The sequence below is a fragment of the Streptomyces sp. NPDC127177 genome (assembly GCF_042672475.1).
Classification (GTDB): Bacteria; Actinomycetota; Actinomycetes; order Streptomycetales; family Streptomycetaceae; genus Streptomyces.
The window spans coordinates 81257-95782 of record NZ_JBHXUW010000013.1 but is presented as its reverse complement, the minus strand read 5'-3'; the positions used below and the strand labels follow the sequence as shown (position 1 = coordinate 95782).

The 14526-nt window shown below is 72.0% G+C and carries 16 protein-coding genes and 1 pseudogene; 9 read left to right on the top strand and 8 right to left on the bottom strand.

What is annotated here, in order from left to right; translation table 11 throughout:
* Window positions 1–134: 134 nt before the first annotated feature.
* Both ACFVJX_RS10935 and ACFVJX_RS10930 read right to left on the bottom strand, forming a co-directional pair.
* Window positions 135–587, bottom strand: coding sequence for a hypothetical protein (locus ACFVJX_RS10935; RefSeq protein WP_384136788.1), 453 nt, complete (start codon window positions 585–587; stop codon window positions 135–137).
* A 126-nt stretch (window positions 588–713) separates the two neighbouring features.
* Entirely contained in the window at window positions 714–1364 is a 651-nt protein-coding gene (locus ACFVJX_RS10930; protein ID WP_384136786.1) for a TetR/AcrR family transcriptional regulator, read from the bottom strand.
* Window positions 1365–1455: 91 nt separating this feature from the next.
* Between ACFVJX_RS10930 and ACFVJX_RS10925 the strand changes: the two genes are divergently transcribed.
* From ACFVJX_RS10925 to ACFVJX_RS10915, 3 genes are all read left to right on the top strand, one after another.
* Window positions 1456–2703, top strand: a complete 1248-nt coding sequence (locus tag ACFVJX_RS10925; RefSeq protein ID WP_384136784.1) for an FAD-dependent monooxygenase — start codon at window positions 1456–1458, stop codon at window positions 2701–2703.
* A gap of 18 nt (window positions 2704–2721) precedes the next feature.
* Window positions 2722–3621 carry a Gfo/Idh/MocA family protein gene (locus ACFVJX_RS10920; RefSeq protein ID WP_384136782.1) on the top strand — a complete coding sequence of 300 codons (900 nt, stop codon included), beginning with the start codon at window positions 2722–2724 and terminating at the stop codon, window positions 3619–3621.
* A gap of 130 nt (window positions 3622–3751) precedes the next feature.
* A complete protein-coding gene (locus ACFVJX_RS10915) occupies window positions 3752–4111 on the top strand; it encodes a hypothetical protein (protein ID WP_384136780.1) in 360 nt (119 codons plus the stop codon).
* Between the two features lie 149 nt (window positions 4112–4260).
* Here ACFVJX_RS10915 and lnt read toward each other — a convergent pair whose 3' ends face one another.
* Together lnt and ACFVJX_RS10905 are read right to left on the bottom strand one after the other, a co-directional pair.
* Entirely contained in the window at window positions 4261–5913 is a 1653-nt protein-coding gene (gene lnt, locus ACFVJX_RS10910; RefSeq protein ID WP_384136778.1) for an apolipoprotein N-acyltransferase, read from the bottom strand.
* Between the two features lie 96 nt (window positions 5914–6009).
* The gene (locus ACFVJX_RS10905; protein ID WP_384136776.1) at window positions 6010–6513 is read right to left on the bottom strand and encodes a nuclear transport factor 2 family protein; all 504 of its coding nucleotides are present in this window, start codon (window positions 6511–6513) and stop codon (window positions 6010–6012) included.
* A gap of 162 nt (window positions 6514–6675) precedes the next feature.
* Here ACFVJX_RS10905 and ACFVJX_RS10900 point away from each other — a divergent pair, with 162 nt between their 5' ends.
* The 5 genes from ACFVJX_RS10900 to ACFVJX_RS10880 all read left to right on the top strand — a co-directional run bounded on the left by ACFVJX_RS10900 (window position 6676) and on the right by ACFVJX_RS10880 (window position 10541).
* Complete coding sequence (locus tag ACFVJX_RS10900) at window positions 6676–7053, top strand: hypothetical protein (RefSeq protein ID WP_384136774.1); 378 nt, start codon at window positions 6676–6678, stop codon at window positions 7051–7053.
* 543 nt (window positions 7054–7596) lie between these two features.
* The gene (locus ACFVJX_RS10895) at window positions 7597–7755 is read left to right on the top strand and encodes a hypothetical protein (RefSeq protein WP_384136773.1); all 159 of its coding nucleotides are present in this window, start codon (window positions 7597–7599) and stop codon (window positions 7753–7755) included.
* A gap of 114 nt (window positions 7756–7869) precedes the next feature.
* On the top strand, window positions 7870–8502 hold the full coding sequence (locus tag ACFVJX_RS10890; RefSeq protein ID WP_384196063.1) for a TetR/AcrR family transcriptional regulator: 633 nt from the start codon (window positions 7870–7872) through the stop codon (window positions 8500–8502).
* A gap of 111 nt (window positions 8503–8613) precedes the next feature.
* Window positions 8614–9666, top strand: a complete 1053-nt coding sequence (locus tag ACFVJX_RS10885) for an alpha/beta hydrolase (protein ID WP_384128428.1) — start codon at window positions 8614–8616, stop codon at window positions 9664–9666.
* Complete coding sequence (locus ACFVJX_RS10880) at window positions 9663–10541, top strand: alpha/beta fold hydrolase (RefSeq protein ID WP_384128426.1); 879 nt, start codon at window positions 9663–9665, stop codon at window positions 10539–10541. Before ACFVJX_RS10885 ends, ACFVJX_RS10880 begins: the two co-directional genes overlap by 4 nt.
* Before the next feature lie 120 nt (window positions 10542–10661).
* Here ACFVJX_RS10880 and ACFVJX_RS10875 read toward each other — a convergent pair whose 3' ends face one another.
* The 4 genes and pseudogenes from ACFVJX_RS10875 to ACFVJX_RS10860 form a co-directional block, all read right to left on the bottom strand.
* The gene (locus tag ACFVJX_RS10875; protein ID WP_384128424.1) at window positions 10662–10877 is read right to left on the bottom strand and encodes an excalibur calcium-binding domain-containing protein; all 216 of its coding nucleotides are present in this window, start codon (window positions 10875–10877) and stop codon (window positions 10662–10664) included.
* On the bottom strand, window positions 10874–11545 hold the full coding sequence (locus tag ACFVJX_RS10870) for a 4'-phosphopantetheinyl transferase (RefSeq protein WP_384128433.1): 672 nt from the start codon (window positions 11543–11545) through the stop codon (window positions 10874–10876). Before ACFVJX_RS10870 ends, ACFVJX_RS10875 begins: the two co-directional genes overlap by 4 nt.
* A 31-nt stretch (window positions 11546–11576) precedes the next feature.
* Window positions 11577–12004: pseudogene (locus ACFVJX_RS10865) on the bottom strand (formylglycine-generating enzyme family protein).
* A gap of 292 nt (window positions 12005–12296) precedes the next feature.
* Window positions 12297–13526, bottom strand: coding sequence for a cytochrome P450 (locus tag ACFVJX_RS10860; RefSeq protein WP_384128422.1), 1230 nt, complete (start codon window positions 13524–13526; stop codon window positions 12297–12299).
* Window positions 13527–14148: 622 nt separating this feature from the next.
* On the opposite strand from ACFVJX_RS10860, the gene ACFVJX_RS10855 reads away from it, so the two are divergent.
* Window positions 14149–14514 (top strand): DUF4180 domain-containing protein, encoded by a 366-nt coding sequence (locus ACFVJX_RS10855; protein WP_384128431.1) that lies wholly within the window; start codon window positions 14149–14151, stop codon window positions 14512–14514.
* Window positions 14515–14526: the final 12 nt, after the last annotated feature.

Genomic DNA, 14526 nt, shown 5'->3' with positions numbered 1-14526 from the left:
CTCGGGGGGGGGGGTCGGGGGTGCCTGGGGGGGGTGGGCGGGGGGGGGGGGGTTTTTGTGCGCGGGGTGTCGGGGCTTTGATTGCGGGGGGTGGGGGGTTCGGCGGCGCCCCGCTCCCCGTTCGTCCTGTGTGGTCAGCGGGTGTAGGTGTGATCGCAGATCCGCGACTGCGGACTTCCCGCGGGCCAGTGCCCGTATCCCCGCCCGAGCGCGCAGACGTTCCGTCCGTCGACCGGAGCGGGCAGGACGGGCACGGGGACGGGGGGTGTGGCCGGCACGGCCCGGCGCGGGCGCGGCGTGGCGGCGTGGTCGTGTGCCGGCGGGACACGGGGTCCGGTCTGCGGCGCGGCCGGGGAGGCGGCGGGCGTCCGGCCGTCGGCGGCCGAGTGGGACGGTTTCGGGTCCGGCAGGGCTTCCAGGGTGTCGCGGACCGGTGGCCGGCCGATCTGCGGGGCCAGATCGCCGGCCGGCCGGCCGGTCGCCGGACGGGGCGGGGTGGCGGGGTGCGGCTGCACTGACACGCACCCGGACAGGGCCGTGACCGCCACGCACGCCAGGAGCTTCACGATGGTTCTGGTTCGATGCACGTGATCAACTCTGCTGGGCGTACGGGTCCTTGAGTGCGCCGGAAACCCCGGATTGGCCCGCACGAGTGACCCGGTCAGCGCGACGCGCCGCGTGTCGTGCCCCGGCCGCCGCTCGGCATCCGCGCGTCAGTGCCCGAGCATCCCGCGCAACAGCTCCGCGAAGCCGGTGCGCAGTTCCTCCTCGGAGGGCACGGACCGGCTGTAGGAGCCGGCCGCGCACGAGAACATCAGCCCCTCGCACCAGGCCACCAGGGACAGGGCGTGCCGTTCGGGCTCGGACGAACCGGCCGCCGTCATCAGCGCGACCAGCGGTTCGCGGAACTGCCGTCCCGTCGCGTCGAAGAACGCCCGTAGCTCGGGGCGGCGGGTGGCTTCCAGGGCGAGTTCGTAACGACAGAGAAGCAGCTCGCGATGGCGGGTCAGATAGCGGTGCAGAGCCAGGGCGAGGCCGGCGATGAGGGCGTCCCGGCCGGACCGGGCGGACAGGCCGGCGGACGGGCCGGGGGCGCCGCCCGTCCCGCATGCCGCCGGGCCCGGAGCCGGGAGCTCGCCGGGTGCGAGGACCCGGGCCTCGCGTTCGGCCAGTCGACGCACCGTCGCCTCCAGCAGGGACTGCCGGGTGCGGGCGTAGTTGGACGTCGACCCCTGGGGGAGTGCGGCCCGTTCGTCCACCGCCCGGTGGGTCAGCCCGCGCATTCCGCGCTCCGCCAGCAGGTCGAGAGCGGCGTCGGTGATCAGGTCCCCGCGGGCGGAGCCGGTCGTGGTGCGTGTGGCCATGGGATCAACCTACCGTCGGAACTACAGCTGTAGTACGTTGGTGGTGCCACTACAGGTGTAGTGCTAGGGGAGCCGGGATCGAGGAGGAGTCATGGACACACCGCGCGCGGTCGTCATCGGCAGCGGAATCGGTGGTCTCACGGCCGCGGTGGCCCTGCACAGGTCGGGCTGGCAGGTCACCGTCCTGGAACGGGCCGGGTCCCTGGAACCGGTCGGCGCCGGAATCAGTCTCGCCCCCAACGCCCAGCGCGCCCTGGACGTCATCGGGCTCGGTGACGAGATCAGGTCCCTGGCCGCCTGGCAGGGGGAGGGCGGCATGCGCTCCCCGGACGGCCGCTGGCTCTCCCGCACCGACAGCGCAGCCGCGGCCGAGCGCTTCGGCGGCCCGCTCGTCCTGCTGCACCGGGCCGCCCTGATCGACCGCATCGCCGCCCGGCTCCCCGCGACGGCCATCCGCACCGGCTGCCCGGCCGCCCTGGTGGACGCGGGGGTCGTGGGCGGGCGGCCCGCCGTGATCGGCACTCCGGGCTCCACCGTCGAGGCCGAGCTCGTGGTCGGCGCGGACGGCATCCACTCGGCCGTGCGCGGCACGCTCTTCCCGGACCACCCGGGGCCCGCGTACGCCGGTTTCACCACCTGGCGCGTGCTCGCACCCGCACCCGCCGAGCCGTTCGCCCCGCACGAGACCTGGGGCCGCGGCGCCCTCTGGGGCACCCAGCCGCTCAACGACGGCCGGATCTACGCGTACGCGGCAGCCGTCGCACCGGCCGGTGAGCGGGCCGCAGACGACGAGCGGGCGGAGCTGCTGCGCCGGTTCGGCGACTGGCACCGGCCGGTCCCCGGGATCATCTCGGCCGCCGAAGCCGCAGGAGTCCTGCGCAACGACGTCCACCAGATGACCGAACCACTGCCCGCCTTCCACCGGGGCCGCACGGTGCTCCTCGGGGACGCCGCCCATGCCATGGCACCCACCCTCGGCCAGGGCGGCAACCAGGCGATCGAGGACGGGATCGTGCTCGCCCACCACGTGACACCGGGCGTCGACCTGGGCGCGGGCCTTGCGGCGTACACCGCCGACCGGCTGCCGCGTACCTCCGCCATCGTCCGCAAGGCCGGGCAGGTGTCCCGGCTCATGCGCCTGACCAGCCCCTCGGCCGTCGCCGTACGCGACTTCGTGATGTCCACCGTCTCCCGGCTCGGGCCCGGAATCGTCCTGCGCACCTTCGACGGGATCGCCGACTGGCAGCCCCCGCAGCACACGTATGCTGCCCGGACGACGGACGCGCCGGCGGCACCGCAGCGGCCCCACACGGACGAGGGCCGCGACGTACGGCGCTGACCAGCGAGAGGAAACCCTGTGAAGGTCGGCTGCATCGGGCTCGGCGACATCGCGCAGAAGGCGTATCTGCCGGTACTCACCACCCTGCCGGGGGTCGAACCGCATCTGCAGACCCGAACCCCCGCCACCCTGGACGCGGTCGCGGCGACCCACCGGATTCCGTCCGGACAGTGCCACCGCGACCTCGACTCGCTGCTCGCCGTGGGGCTGGACGCCGCATTCGTGCACGCCCCGACCGCCGCACATCCGGAGATCGCCGGCCGGCTGATCGAGGCGGGCGTACCCACGTACGTCGACAAGCCGCTCGCGTACCGGCTCGCGGATTCCGAGCGGCTGGTGGAGCTGGCCGAGGCACGCGGCGTCAGCCTCGCCGTCGGTTTCAACCGCCGCCTGGCGCCCGGTTACGCGCAGTGCGTCGAGCACCCGCGCGAGCTGATCCTCATGCAGAAGAACCGGGTCGGGCTGCCGGAGGAGCCGAGGACCATGGTCCTCGACGACTTCATCCACGTGGTCGACACCCTGCGCTTCCTCGCTCCCGGGCCGGTCGAGCACACCGTCGTACGGGCCAGGATCCGCGACGGCCTCATGCACCACGTCGTGCTCCAGCTGTCCGGGGACGGCTTCACCGCCATCGGCTCGATGAACCGGCTCAGCGGATCGACCGAGGAACGTCTGGAGGTCTCCGGCCAGGACTCCAAGCGCGAAGTCGTCAACCTCGCCGAGGTGATCGACCACAAGGGCCAGCCGACCGTCCGGCGGCGTGGCGACTGGGTGCCGGTGGCCCGCCAGCGCGGCATCGAGCAGAGCGTGCTGACGTTTCTGGACGCCGTGCGGGCCGGGCAGCTGCTCAGCGCGCGGGACGCCCTGGAGACGCACGAGGTGTGCGAGCGCGTCCTGCGCGACCTCGACTCGGCGTAGGACCTTCGGGCGGGCCGGGCGGGCCGGCCGGCCAGCGGCCCCCGGGCCGTGCCGCCGTTCCTCCGGATGCGTGCGGACCGGGCCCGATGCAGGCTGAGGAGATGGACCGTCGGCCCGTGGAGGTGACCTCGTGAAACCCCGCCACGAGCCCGGGGGGTGGAGTGCGCTCCAGCCACCGCCCGGCTACTACTCGGCGGACGGCCGCCCGCCCGATGCCATGCAGCGTGCCCTGATCCTCGACTGGGCGGTCAGTCAGCGGATCGCGAGCGGCTGGCGCATGGAGTCACGCTCCGAGACCCAGGTCGTCATGGTCCGCGGCCGCCCCCTGAACCATGTGCTGCACGCCGTCCTGACGGTGTTCAGCTGTTTCCTCTGGGGCGTGGTGTGGCTGGTGCTGGGCGTCACCAACAAGGTCGAACGGATCGCGCTCACCGTCGACGCCCTGGGCGACATCGTCGTCGTGAACGGTCCGGGCCGGAGCACGTTCTGAACCCGCGCCGCCCACGAACCCCGCGCCACCCACCAGTCCCCGCGCCACCCACCAGTCCCCGCGCCACCCACCAGTCCCCGCGCCACCCACCAGTCCCCGCGCCACCCACCAGTCCCCGCGCCACTCACGAGTCACCGCGCGGACACAGGTCAGTGCGGGGGCCCCGTCGGGGTCTTCGCCGCCCGGACGGCGGGTCGTACCGCTGCCGTCGCCTCTCCGGGAGCGCCCGCGGTGGCCGCACCGGCCGGCACCGCCGGTGCGGGCCGGCGCACGGACCGCACCCCCTCGAAGGCGCAGAAGGCGGCCAGGATGCCGAGTGCGCCGTACAACGGCCAGTCGCCCAGCCGCACGTACAGCGTCGTGCCACTGGCCATCGGCACGCCGAAGACGGCCGCCGCGCTCGTGTCCGTACCGAGCGGAGCGCCGACCGGCTCGCCCTGCGGGCCGTACACCGCACTGACACCGGTGAGCGTGGCGTGCACCATCGGGCGGCCGTTCTCGGCGGCCCGCAGGGCGCCGAGCGAGGCGTGCTGGGCGGGCGCCCAGCCGTGCTGGAAGGACGAGGTGGAGGACTGTGCGATCAGCAGCTGGGCACCGTCCCGGGTGAGCTGCCGGCTCATGTCGGGGAACGCCGATTCGAAACAGACCAGCGGGCCGACACGCGGCGCGTTCGCACCGGGCAGGGCCATCGTGACCTGGCGGGTACCGCGCAGCCGGTCCTCGCCCGCCGCCCGGCCCATGGACGTGGCCCAGCCGAGCGCCGAACGGGCCGGGACGTACTCGCCGAAGGGAACGAGCCGCATCTTGTCGTAACGATCCCCGGTCAGCCCCTGCGGCCCCACCAGGACGGCGCTCTTGAAGATGCCGGTACGGCCCGACGCGTCGGTCTGCCGGGCGTCCACGTTGACCAGTACGTCCGCGCCCACCAGACGCGACAGCGCCGCGATCCGGGCGGTGACATCGGGCCGCCGCACCGGATCCACCCCGACGCTGCTCTCGCCCCACACGACCAGATCGAGGTCGCGGCCCGCCAGCGAGCGCGTCAGCTCCTCACTGCGGGCGAAGCGGCGCTCGACGCTGCCGGAGCCCTCGATCACCCCTGGCTGCACCACGGCGATGCGCGCCACCCCCGACCGCTCGGGCTGCGGCGCCCACATCCACACCGCGCCCACCGCCACGGCACCCACCATGAGCGAGACGACCGCCGCCGTGCGGGCGGCCGACGCCACCAGCAGCACGGTGAACGCGGTGTTCACCGCCACAACCAGCAGGCTCACCAGCCAGACCCCGCCGACCGAGGCCAGCCGCAGCGCAGGCGTCACCTGCCACTGGCTCGCGCCCAGCAGCCCCCAGGGGCCGCCCAGTGCCTCCCAGGAACGGGCCAGCTCGATCATCAGCCAGCCGCACGGCACCACGACCACCGCCGCCGCCACCGTGCCGCCCGACAGCGATCCGCCCAGCAGCCGGGAGACCAGCAGTCCCCACGGGGCCCACAGCAGCCCCAGCAGGGCCGCCAGCACCACGATGAACACATGGAGACTCGGCATCAGCCAGTGGTGCACGGCCAGCATGTAACCGGTGCCGCCGAGCCACCCGTCCAGCGCCGCCCGGCGGTTCGTACCGGCCGAGCGGATCAGCAGCAGCAGGGGCACCAGGGCGACATAGGCGAACCACCACAGCGCGGGGGCGGGGAACGCGAGCGCCGGCAGCGCACCGGCGAGGAGCGCGGCTGTGCCACGCCACAGTCGGGAGCCGAGTATCCGTTCGCCCCGCTCGCGCCGCTGCCCGGCCTCGCTCCGCATGCCGCGCCTCCTCGTGCTGCCCGGATCGCCGGGTCCTTCGGGACCCGTTCCCCTCTTCTCCCCCAGTGTGGGGCAGCGGAAGCGGACCGGGGCGGATCAGCCGGTGGCGAGGGCGCCGGAGAGGCTCCGCCACTTCTCGTGGACGGTCACGCGCCGGATCCGCCAGCCGCTCTCCGTTCGGAGCAGTTCGAAGGTGTAGCGCCCGCCGGAGACGAAGTTCGGTGCGGTCGGCCGGGCTTCGTCCCCACCCCCTGCGGCCGCATCGTCGTCGTTCTCCCACCGCATCGGGTTCATGTAGTCGGCCTGCATCCGGGCGCCGTCGCCCGGGTAGCCGCCGAGATCCTGTAGGTCGAGGCGGCGGTTGACGATCAGATGCTGCCGTACGGGAAAGAGCAGCATCGTCCGCGAGAGCCACTGCGCGACCTCGGCGGCGGTCCCTTCGACGCCGCCCGCGGTGCGGTAGTCCGCACGGCCGTCAGGGGTGAACAGTGCTCGGTAGTCCGTCCATTCGCCGTCGTCCACGGCCACCGCGTAGCCGGTGATCACTGCATCGATGGAGAGCCGGTCCATCACGGTCGAGAGATCCACGCGCTGCGTCATCGGGTCAGTCTGTGCCCGCAGGACCGGGGGGCCAAGGGCCGTGCACCTGCGGGGGCCGGCCCGGGCCGGGCGGCGCGCTCCTCGGTGCGTCGTGTCCGGCACGTCGGACCGCCGAACGCTGTTGTCCTCGTCGGCCGACGTGCCTGCGCCTATGCTCGCGGGATGGAGCAGAGCGAAGTCGTGAAGCGTGTGATCGGCATCCTCACCGAGGCGGGCGAGATGCGCAGGCTCTTGGAGGAGGACCCGGACCGCGGCGACCCGAGCAACGACTCGACCGTGGTGACCGCCCTTCTGAACGAGACGATGCCGCGGATCGCGATCCCCGAGGATGCCACGATCGAGGATGTGGTGGGCCTGGTCGGCAGCGAGGTCGGGGGTGCGGTGGAGCAGTTGGTCGGAGCGTTCACCCTGGCGTTCGCGATGCTGGCGCAGGTGCACGACTCGGGACAGACCGACGTGTCGTCCGCGGACGTACTGCAGGACCTGGCGCTGCGGGCCGAGCAGTTCGGCACCGAGGGACCGGGGGAGACGGAGGTTTAGGGCGTGTTTCGGACGTAGCGCCGTCCGCCCCGGGACAATCGGGACTTCCTGAACACGCCGCAGGAACGACACCCGGACCGCCCCGGGGCGGGGACGCCCTGAGGGGCGCGGGGCATCCACCGGCCCCGCACCGGGCACCAGTTGGTCCGGTACGCCCCCACGGCATCGCCCGAGCCCCCGCACGGCGGCGCTCTCCACGCCGTCCGGCCGTTTCCGGTACCGGTCCGCCGCCCGGTCGTGACATCGTGGGGCGCACACACCCGCTCGTTCGCGGCGCGGGCTGCCGTCCGCTGCCGCGCGGCGGCTCCGGCGCAGGTGGTCGGCGCCGCCGGGACGCGGCCGTGGAGGCGAACACGGGGGGCGCACCGGTGACGGTGCCGACTGCCGGACCGGCGGCAACGGATAGTCTCTGCAAGCCTCGTCGGATACCGGTGCCCTGGTGGGTGTGGGACCGGGACGATGCCACACCCCCGTCGCCGCCGCTGTCCACGGACCGGTCGGCCGCGGGGCTCTCACAGCAACTGCGATGTAACAGGAGACCCGATGGCTGATACCCCGCCCCGCCAGGCCCAGCACCGCTCGGACGAGAGCGCTGCGGGCTCGGCGGCCGAGGCCCCGGGCCGTGTCGAGGCCGTATCGACACCGCGCTACCAGGGGCTGTTCGTCGAACCCGATCTTCCGCCCTTCGTCGAGACCGAGTGACGACACCCGTACCGGGCTCCGCGCTGCCCCCGTTCCCGCTCCGGCGGGCACGGGGGCAGCGCGGTGTCCGAGCCTCCGGCCGTCCGTGCGCGCCCCATCGTGCAGGCTGTCGGAATGAACATCTCTGCCGACGAAGGCTCACCGGAACGAGCGGGCTACCGGCGATCTGCGGGGTCGCCGCGCGGTGAGGCACGCCGCCGTGAACTGCTCGACCGGGTCACCGAGGACCTCTCGGCCAACGGGCTCGTCGATTTCTCGCTACGGCGCGCGGCGCGGGCGGCCGGCACCACCCACAAGGTGCTCCTCTACCACTTCGACGGAGCCGACGACCTCCTCGTGCAGGCCGTCGTCCAACTGCGCGGGCGGCGCATCGGCAGGGCGCTGGACGCCGCCACCACCGAAGGGGACGTCCGCCGGTCACTGGGGGACTGGGTACGGGCCATCTGGCCGATCCTGGTGAGTGAGGAGGCGCGGGTCCTCGACCAGGCCATCGGCCTGGCGATGTACGACCCCGAACGCTACGCCGCACTCGGCCGCGAGGCGTCCCAGCAGTACCTGCCCACTCTGCTGTCCGTCTGTCCGGAGCACTGGTCCGGGCGCCGGAAGCTGGAGGTCGCCGAGATGGTCCTCGCGGCGCTGCGCGGTTTCCTGGTGGACGCCCGGACCAGCGGCGACACCGCGGGGGTCGCGGCCGGCTTCGACGCGCTGGTCAGGGCGCTGGAGCGCGAGGAGGCCGCCGAGGACTGATCGTGTGTGCCCGGGGCCGCGACGCGAGACGGAGGGGATGTCGATGGACAGGATGTGAACCACATGGTTCACTTTTTGGGAGGGATGAATCCCGCCCACCCGGAGGTCGTCATGAGTACGTCCACAGAACGCCAGAAGGTCCGATTCGCGGTGGGCGGCACCGAGTGCGCCGCCTGGTACTACCCGGGGACGAGCGGCGGCTGCGTGGTCATGGCCGGCGGCGGCGGGGTGACCAAGGAGCCGGGCACCGACCCGTTCGCCGCGCGGTTCCACGCGGCGGGGTTCGGGGTCCTCGCCTTCGACTACCGGCGCCTCGGCGAGAGCGGCGGCCTGCCGCGCCAGGTCGTACGCATCAAGGACCAGCTGGCCGACTGGCAGGCGGCGATCGCCTTCGCCGAGACCCTCCCGGACGTCGATCCGGCCCGGATCGCGATCTGGGGCTTCTCCCTGTCGGGCGGACACGTCCTGCGCGTGGCGGCCCGCAATCCGCAACTGGCGGCCGTCATCGCCCAGACGCCCAACGCCGACGGCCCGGCCGCCTCCCGTAACGCGACGCGCCATCAGAAGCCGCTCGCCACAATGCGGCTCACCGGCAGGGCCCTGCGGGACATGGCGGGCGGGCTCCTCGGCAGGCGCCCTCTGCTGGTGCCACTGGCGGGTGAGCCGGGCACCGTCACGATGCTCGCGACGCCGGACAGCCTCGACGGCGACAGGGCCCTCAATCCGGGAAACCGGTATCCGGAGTGGCAGCAGGCGGTGGCCGCACGCTCGGTGTTCGGCATCGCTCTGAACCGGCCCGGCCGCGACGCGCCACGGATCAGCGTGCCGCTGCTCGTGCTCGTCTGCGACCAGGATCTGACAGCCCTGAGCGAACCGGGCGTCAGGGTGGCCGGACGCGCCCCCCGCGCCGAGCTGGTCCGCCTCCCCGGCGGGCACTACGCCCCGTTCCTGGACGAGCACGAACGGGTGGTCCGGGCCGAGCTGGCCTTCCTGCACCGGCACCTTCCCGGCCCGGCGCCAGTAGGCCGGCCCGCTGCCGCTGCCGCTGCCGCTGCCGCTGCCGCTGCTGTGCCGTCGGCGGGGGCGTCGGACGGATCGGGTCGGTCGGGTCGGCCCGATCGGTCGGGTCAGTCGGGTGGTCCGGGTCGGTCGGATCGGTCATGAAGGAGATCGAGCTGTCCGCCGGGACGCTCGCCTACGAGGACACCGGCGGCGACGGGCCCGTGGTGGTCCTGCTGCACGGACTGATGATGGATGCGTCCCTGTGGGAGGCGACGGTCGCCGGACTCTCCGCCGACCACCGGTGCGTGGCCCCGACGCTGCCCCTCGGTGCGCACCGGCACGCGGTGCGCGAGGCCGCGGATCCGTCGCTGCTCGGGGCCGCCCGGCTGGTCGCGGAGTTCATCGACCGCCTGGATCTGCGAAACGTCACCCTCGTCGGCAACGACACCGGCGGGGCCCTCGTCCAACTGCTCATCGGCGATGCCGAAGGCGAGGACGGTGATGGTGACCATGGCGGCGGCGTGGACCGGGTGGGACGCGTCGTGCTCGTCTCCTGCGAGGCGTTCGACAACTATCCGGCACGGGTGACGGGTACGACGCTCGCACTCGCTGGAAGGCTGTCACCCCGTCTCTTCGGGCTCTTCATGCAACAGATGCGGCTACGGGCGGTACGCCGCCTCCCGATCGCGTTCGGCCTGCTGACCGAGCGGGGCGACGCGGCCACCCGGCGGTGGACGCGACCCGTCATGACCCGGCCCGGCATCCGTCGCGACGCGGTCCGAACGCTGAGAGCGGCGGACGCGGACGCCCGCAGGCTGGCCGGGGCGGCCGGAAGCCTGCGGGCCTTCGACCGGCCGGCCCTCGTGGTCTGGGCGGCGGGGGACCGGGTGATGCCGGCCGCCCACGGCCGGCGGCTCGCGGAACTGTTCCCGCAGGGGCGGCTGGCGGAGATCGCCGACAGCCGTACGCTCGTCCCGCTGGATCAGCCCGAACAACTCGCCCTGCAAATAAGGGAGTTCGTGGCCGCGCCCGGCTGATGGGGGAGCCCGTGCCCGAGCCGGGCAGACGGGACCCCGTGGCCACGGGCGGACCGCCCACCGTGCGGCCGCCCCGCGAGGACCTCGCCGCGTACCGGTCGCCTTGCGGCGGCGGCATGCCTATTCGCAGGCCACCCCGTCGCCGTCACGGTCGAGATGGCGCCCGTAGCCGGCGTCACCGGCGTGGATCGGTGCGGCGTTGGCCGCGCGAACGGCGGCGCAGTTGGCGTAGTACGCCGAGTCGGTGCCCCCGTCCGAACCCGAGCCACCGGAGGTACCGGACCCGCCGGAGGTGCCGGATCCGCCGGAGGTACCGGTGTCGGGTGCGACGGTCACCCTCGCGTCGTCCGCCGCAGGGCGATCGCGGTGAGCAGGACACCCCGGTGGGAGAGCCACCGGCCGTTGAACTCCTCGACGCGTTCGCCGTCGACGTGGGGTCCCGGGACGAGCAGCCGCGCGGAGAAGGACTCCGAGCCGGGGTCGATCCGGATGTCCGCCTCGGTGAAGTCGAGCGGGCGCCCGGTGAGCGGGAACCAGACCTTGAACACCGCTTCCTTGGCGCTGAACAGCAACCGGTCCCAGCAGACTCCGGGGGCGGCACGCGTGAACGCGTGCGTCTGCTCGCGCTCCTGCGGCAGCGCGATGAACTCCAGCAGGTTCTGCGGCAGGGGAAGGTCCGGTTCGGCGTCGATGCCCAGCCCCGCGAAGGCGGCGGAGTGGCCGATTGCGGCGGCCCGGAATCCGGGGCAGTGGGTCATGCTTCCGACGAGGCCGGCGGGCCACAGCGGCTCACCGCGCTCGCCCGACAGAACGGGCGCAGGCGGCGCCCCCAGTTCGCGCATGGCGCGGCGTGCGCACAGACGGGCGTTCGCGTACTCCCGGCGGCGCTTGGGCCGGGCGTTCGCGACGGCGGCGGCCTCCTGCGGATACAGAGCCGTCAGCGCCGCGTCGTAGTCGACGAACGTGCTGCCCGTGCCGACCTGAGGGGGCAGCAGTCGGTCCATCACGGCAGCGCTCCGGATCCACGGGCCCCGCTCACAGCGATGGGGCGAGTCCGAACCCGAGGCCCTCGACGGTGAGGGTCGGGTGGCTCCTGCGGCGGCACGACGCCCGGCACCCGCGGGGCTCGTCGAAGAAGCCGCCGCCGCGGAAGACGCGGTAGGGGCCGTAGACCCGGAGGTCGTGGACGTCCCAGCACCACTCCCAGACGTTGCCGATCATGTCGTGGAGGCACCGGGCGTTCGGCTCCCGCGTCGCGACGTCCTGCACGTCGCCCCCGCAGTTCCCGGTGACCGGTGCGCGAGGGCCGGCGGAGCTCACCGGAGCCTCGCCCAGCACAGCGGCGTACTGCTCGCGGGTGACCGGGAGCAGTGCCAGCCGGAAGGCGGCGACCTCGGCCTTCCAGTCCGTCATCGTGCCCTGGTGTCCCGCAGCCGGATCTCTCGGGCGGGCAAGTCGACCATCGGAGCCGCGGCCACCCGGTGCAGTGCTGATTCATGGCTCATCGCGGCCCCGTTCCCATGTGTTCGGTCCGTGCGCTCTGCGTGTGATTCCCGGGCGGTGCCCTGCCGTGTCGTTCCGTGCGGCCAGGGATGCCGCCCGGCCGCCGACCACTCCCGTGAAGTCTGCGGTACCGGGGGCACCCGGGAAGTTCCTGAAGGTCCTTTGAGGCCGGGTCGTGCGGGCCGGCAGGTGAGTGCCGGCCCGCGTCCCGCGGTCCGGTTCCGCATGGCGGCGGTGCCCGTACCGAAAGGGTCAGCCTCGGGGAGCGCCGAGCGACACCGGCAGGGACCGCAGTCCGCGCAGCGCGGTCCCCGGCTGCCAGCGCAGGTCGTCCGGGTCGGCCGCCAGCTGGATGTCCGGGAACCGCTCGATGAGCCGGTCGAAGGCTATCTGGGCCTCCAGCCGGGCCAGCTGGGCACCGACGCAGTAGTGGATGCCGTGCCCGAAGGACAGGTTGGCGTTCCCCTGGCGATGGATGTCGAGGCTGCCCGCGTCCTCGAACTGGGACTCGTCCCGGTTGGCCGACGTGAGAGCGACAACCACCAGTTCGCCCTCCGGGATCACGACCCCGCCCACGTCGATCGGCTCGGTCGTGAACCGCAGGGACGAGGTGTTGACGGGGCTCTCGTAGCGGAGGAGCTCGTCGACCGCTCCCGGCAGCAGGGACCGGTCGGCGCGCAGCGCGGCGAGCTGGTCGGGGTGGCGGAGCAGCGCGAACGCGCCGTTGCCGATGAGGTTGACCGTCGTCTCGTTGCCGGCGACCAGTAGCAGGAACGCCATCGAGACCAGTTCCTGCGTGTTCAGCTTGCCGTCGTCGCTGGAGCGCACCAGCCCGGTGAGCAGGTCGTCGGCCGGTTCGGACCGCTTGCTCTCGATCAGCTCGTGCAGGTACTCGAGCAGGGCCGTCGTGGCCTGCGCCAGGCTCTCCGCGTCCCCGCCGGAGAGTTGGGTCGGGACCCAGCCCTTGAACCGCTCCTGGTCGACGGCGGGCACGCCCAGCAGTTCGCAGATCACCGCCATGGGCAGCGGACAGGCGAAGGCGCGCATCAGGTCCACCTGATCCTGGCCTTCCATGGCATCGAGCAGTTCCGCGGTGATCTCTTCGATCCGGGGACCCAGTTTCTCGACCGCCCGCTGCGTGAACACCTTGTTGACCTGCTTGCGCAGCCGGGTGTGGTCCGGCGGGTCCATGTTCATCATGTGCGCCGCCAATTCGCTGGCGAACACCATTCCCGCGTTGCCCTCGGTGTGCCGCTCGATGACCTTCTGGCCGACCTCGATGTTCTTGGACAGGCGGTTGTCGGTCAGCACGGACTTCGCGTCTTCGTAGCGCGTGACGAGCCAGACCTTGGTCCCGCCCGGGGCGATGATCTCCCGGACCCGTGCCTCGGAACGCAGGACGTCGTACAGAGCGTGCGGATTCTGCTCGAACGCCTTCTCGTCGATCTCGAGCGGGGCCGCATCGCCTGGGCCGCTAGACATGTTTCCTCCCGTATGTCAACTAAGTGACAACAATGACTGGTGACTTTGGCGTGTTAATTGCGAACGAGTGGTAGAGAGGGGGCGGTGCCCTGCAGTGGATCACGAGACTCCGCGTCCCGGCAAGGCTTTCCCTGCGAGCGCAACCGCTCGGGAAATGGCGCGCAATGCTTCCGGCTGGAGGCCGCTCGGCCCATGGGCTCGGCGGGATGGGCGGGATCGATTTGTCGTTCGCCATGCCCATAAGCGGCAGAATGGCTGGACCGAGAGGTAAGAAGGGCAGTTTCCGGCGACTTCTGCTGGCTTGATCCCTTGCCTCGGTGGCTGGATATCGTCGATCGATGCTGGTCTGAACCCGCTCGCCCCTCTCTCGTCGGTAGGGCGCCACCGACTCGTTCATTGCCGCTCTGAACTGGGAAAGCATGGTCCATTTGGCTCGGTGGGGGCAGAGCGGCTGATGGGTGTTCGCCAGGCTCGGCAGGTTCTAAACCCTCAGTGTGAAAACTGGCCGAAACGCATACCGGGGTAGATGGCGTATTGACCGGTGATCATGCGTGTGGTAATTTTCCGAAACATTGATTGGTGATTATTTCTTTGTTGTGCTAACGGGGGAATCGTGGACTCGATGCAGGAACGACATGGCGTTCAGGTCTTGATGTGCGATCCGGAAGGCCCGACAGTGGTCACCGAGCAGGATGCGCTGGACCTGATTGGCGCGGCATTGTTCGACGCTGAGATCGTGGCGCTCCCTGTCAGCCGCCTGGATGACGAGTTCTTCTCGCTCGGCACGCGTATCGCCGGTGAAATCATGCAGAAGTTTGTGAACTACCGGATGCGGCTTGCCATCATCGGTGATATCTCGCGTCACTTGGAATCCAGCACGGCACTGCGTGCTCTCGTCCATGAATCCAACACAGCGAGCCACATTTGGTTCCTTCCCGATGTCGAGGCGCTCGACGCGCGTCTGAGGGGAACAGGCGCAAAGGTGTGATGCCTGCGTGCC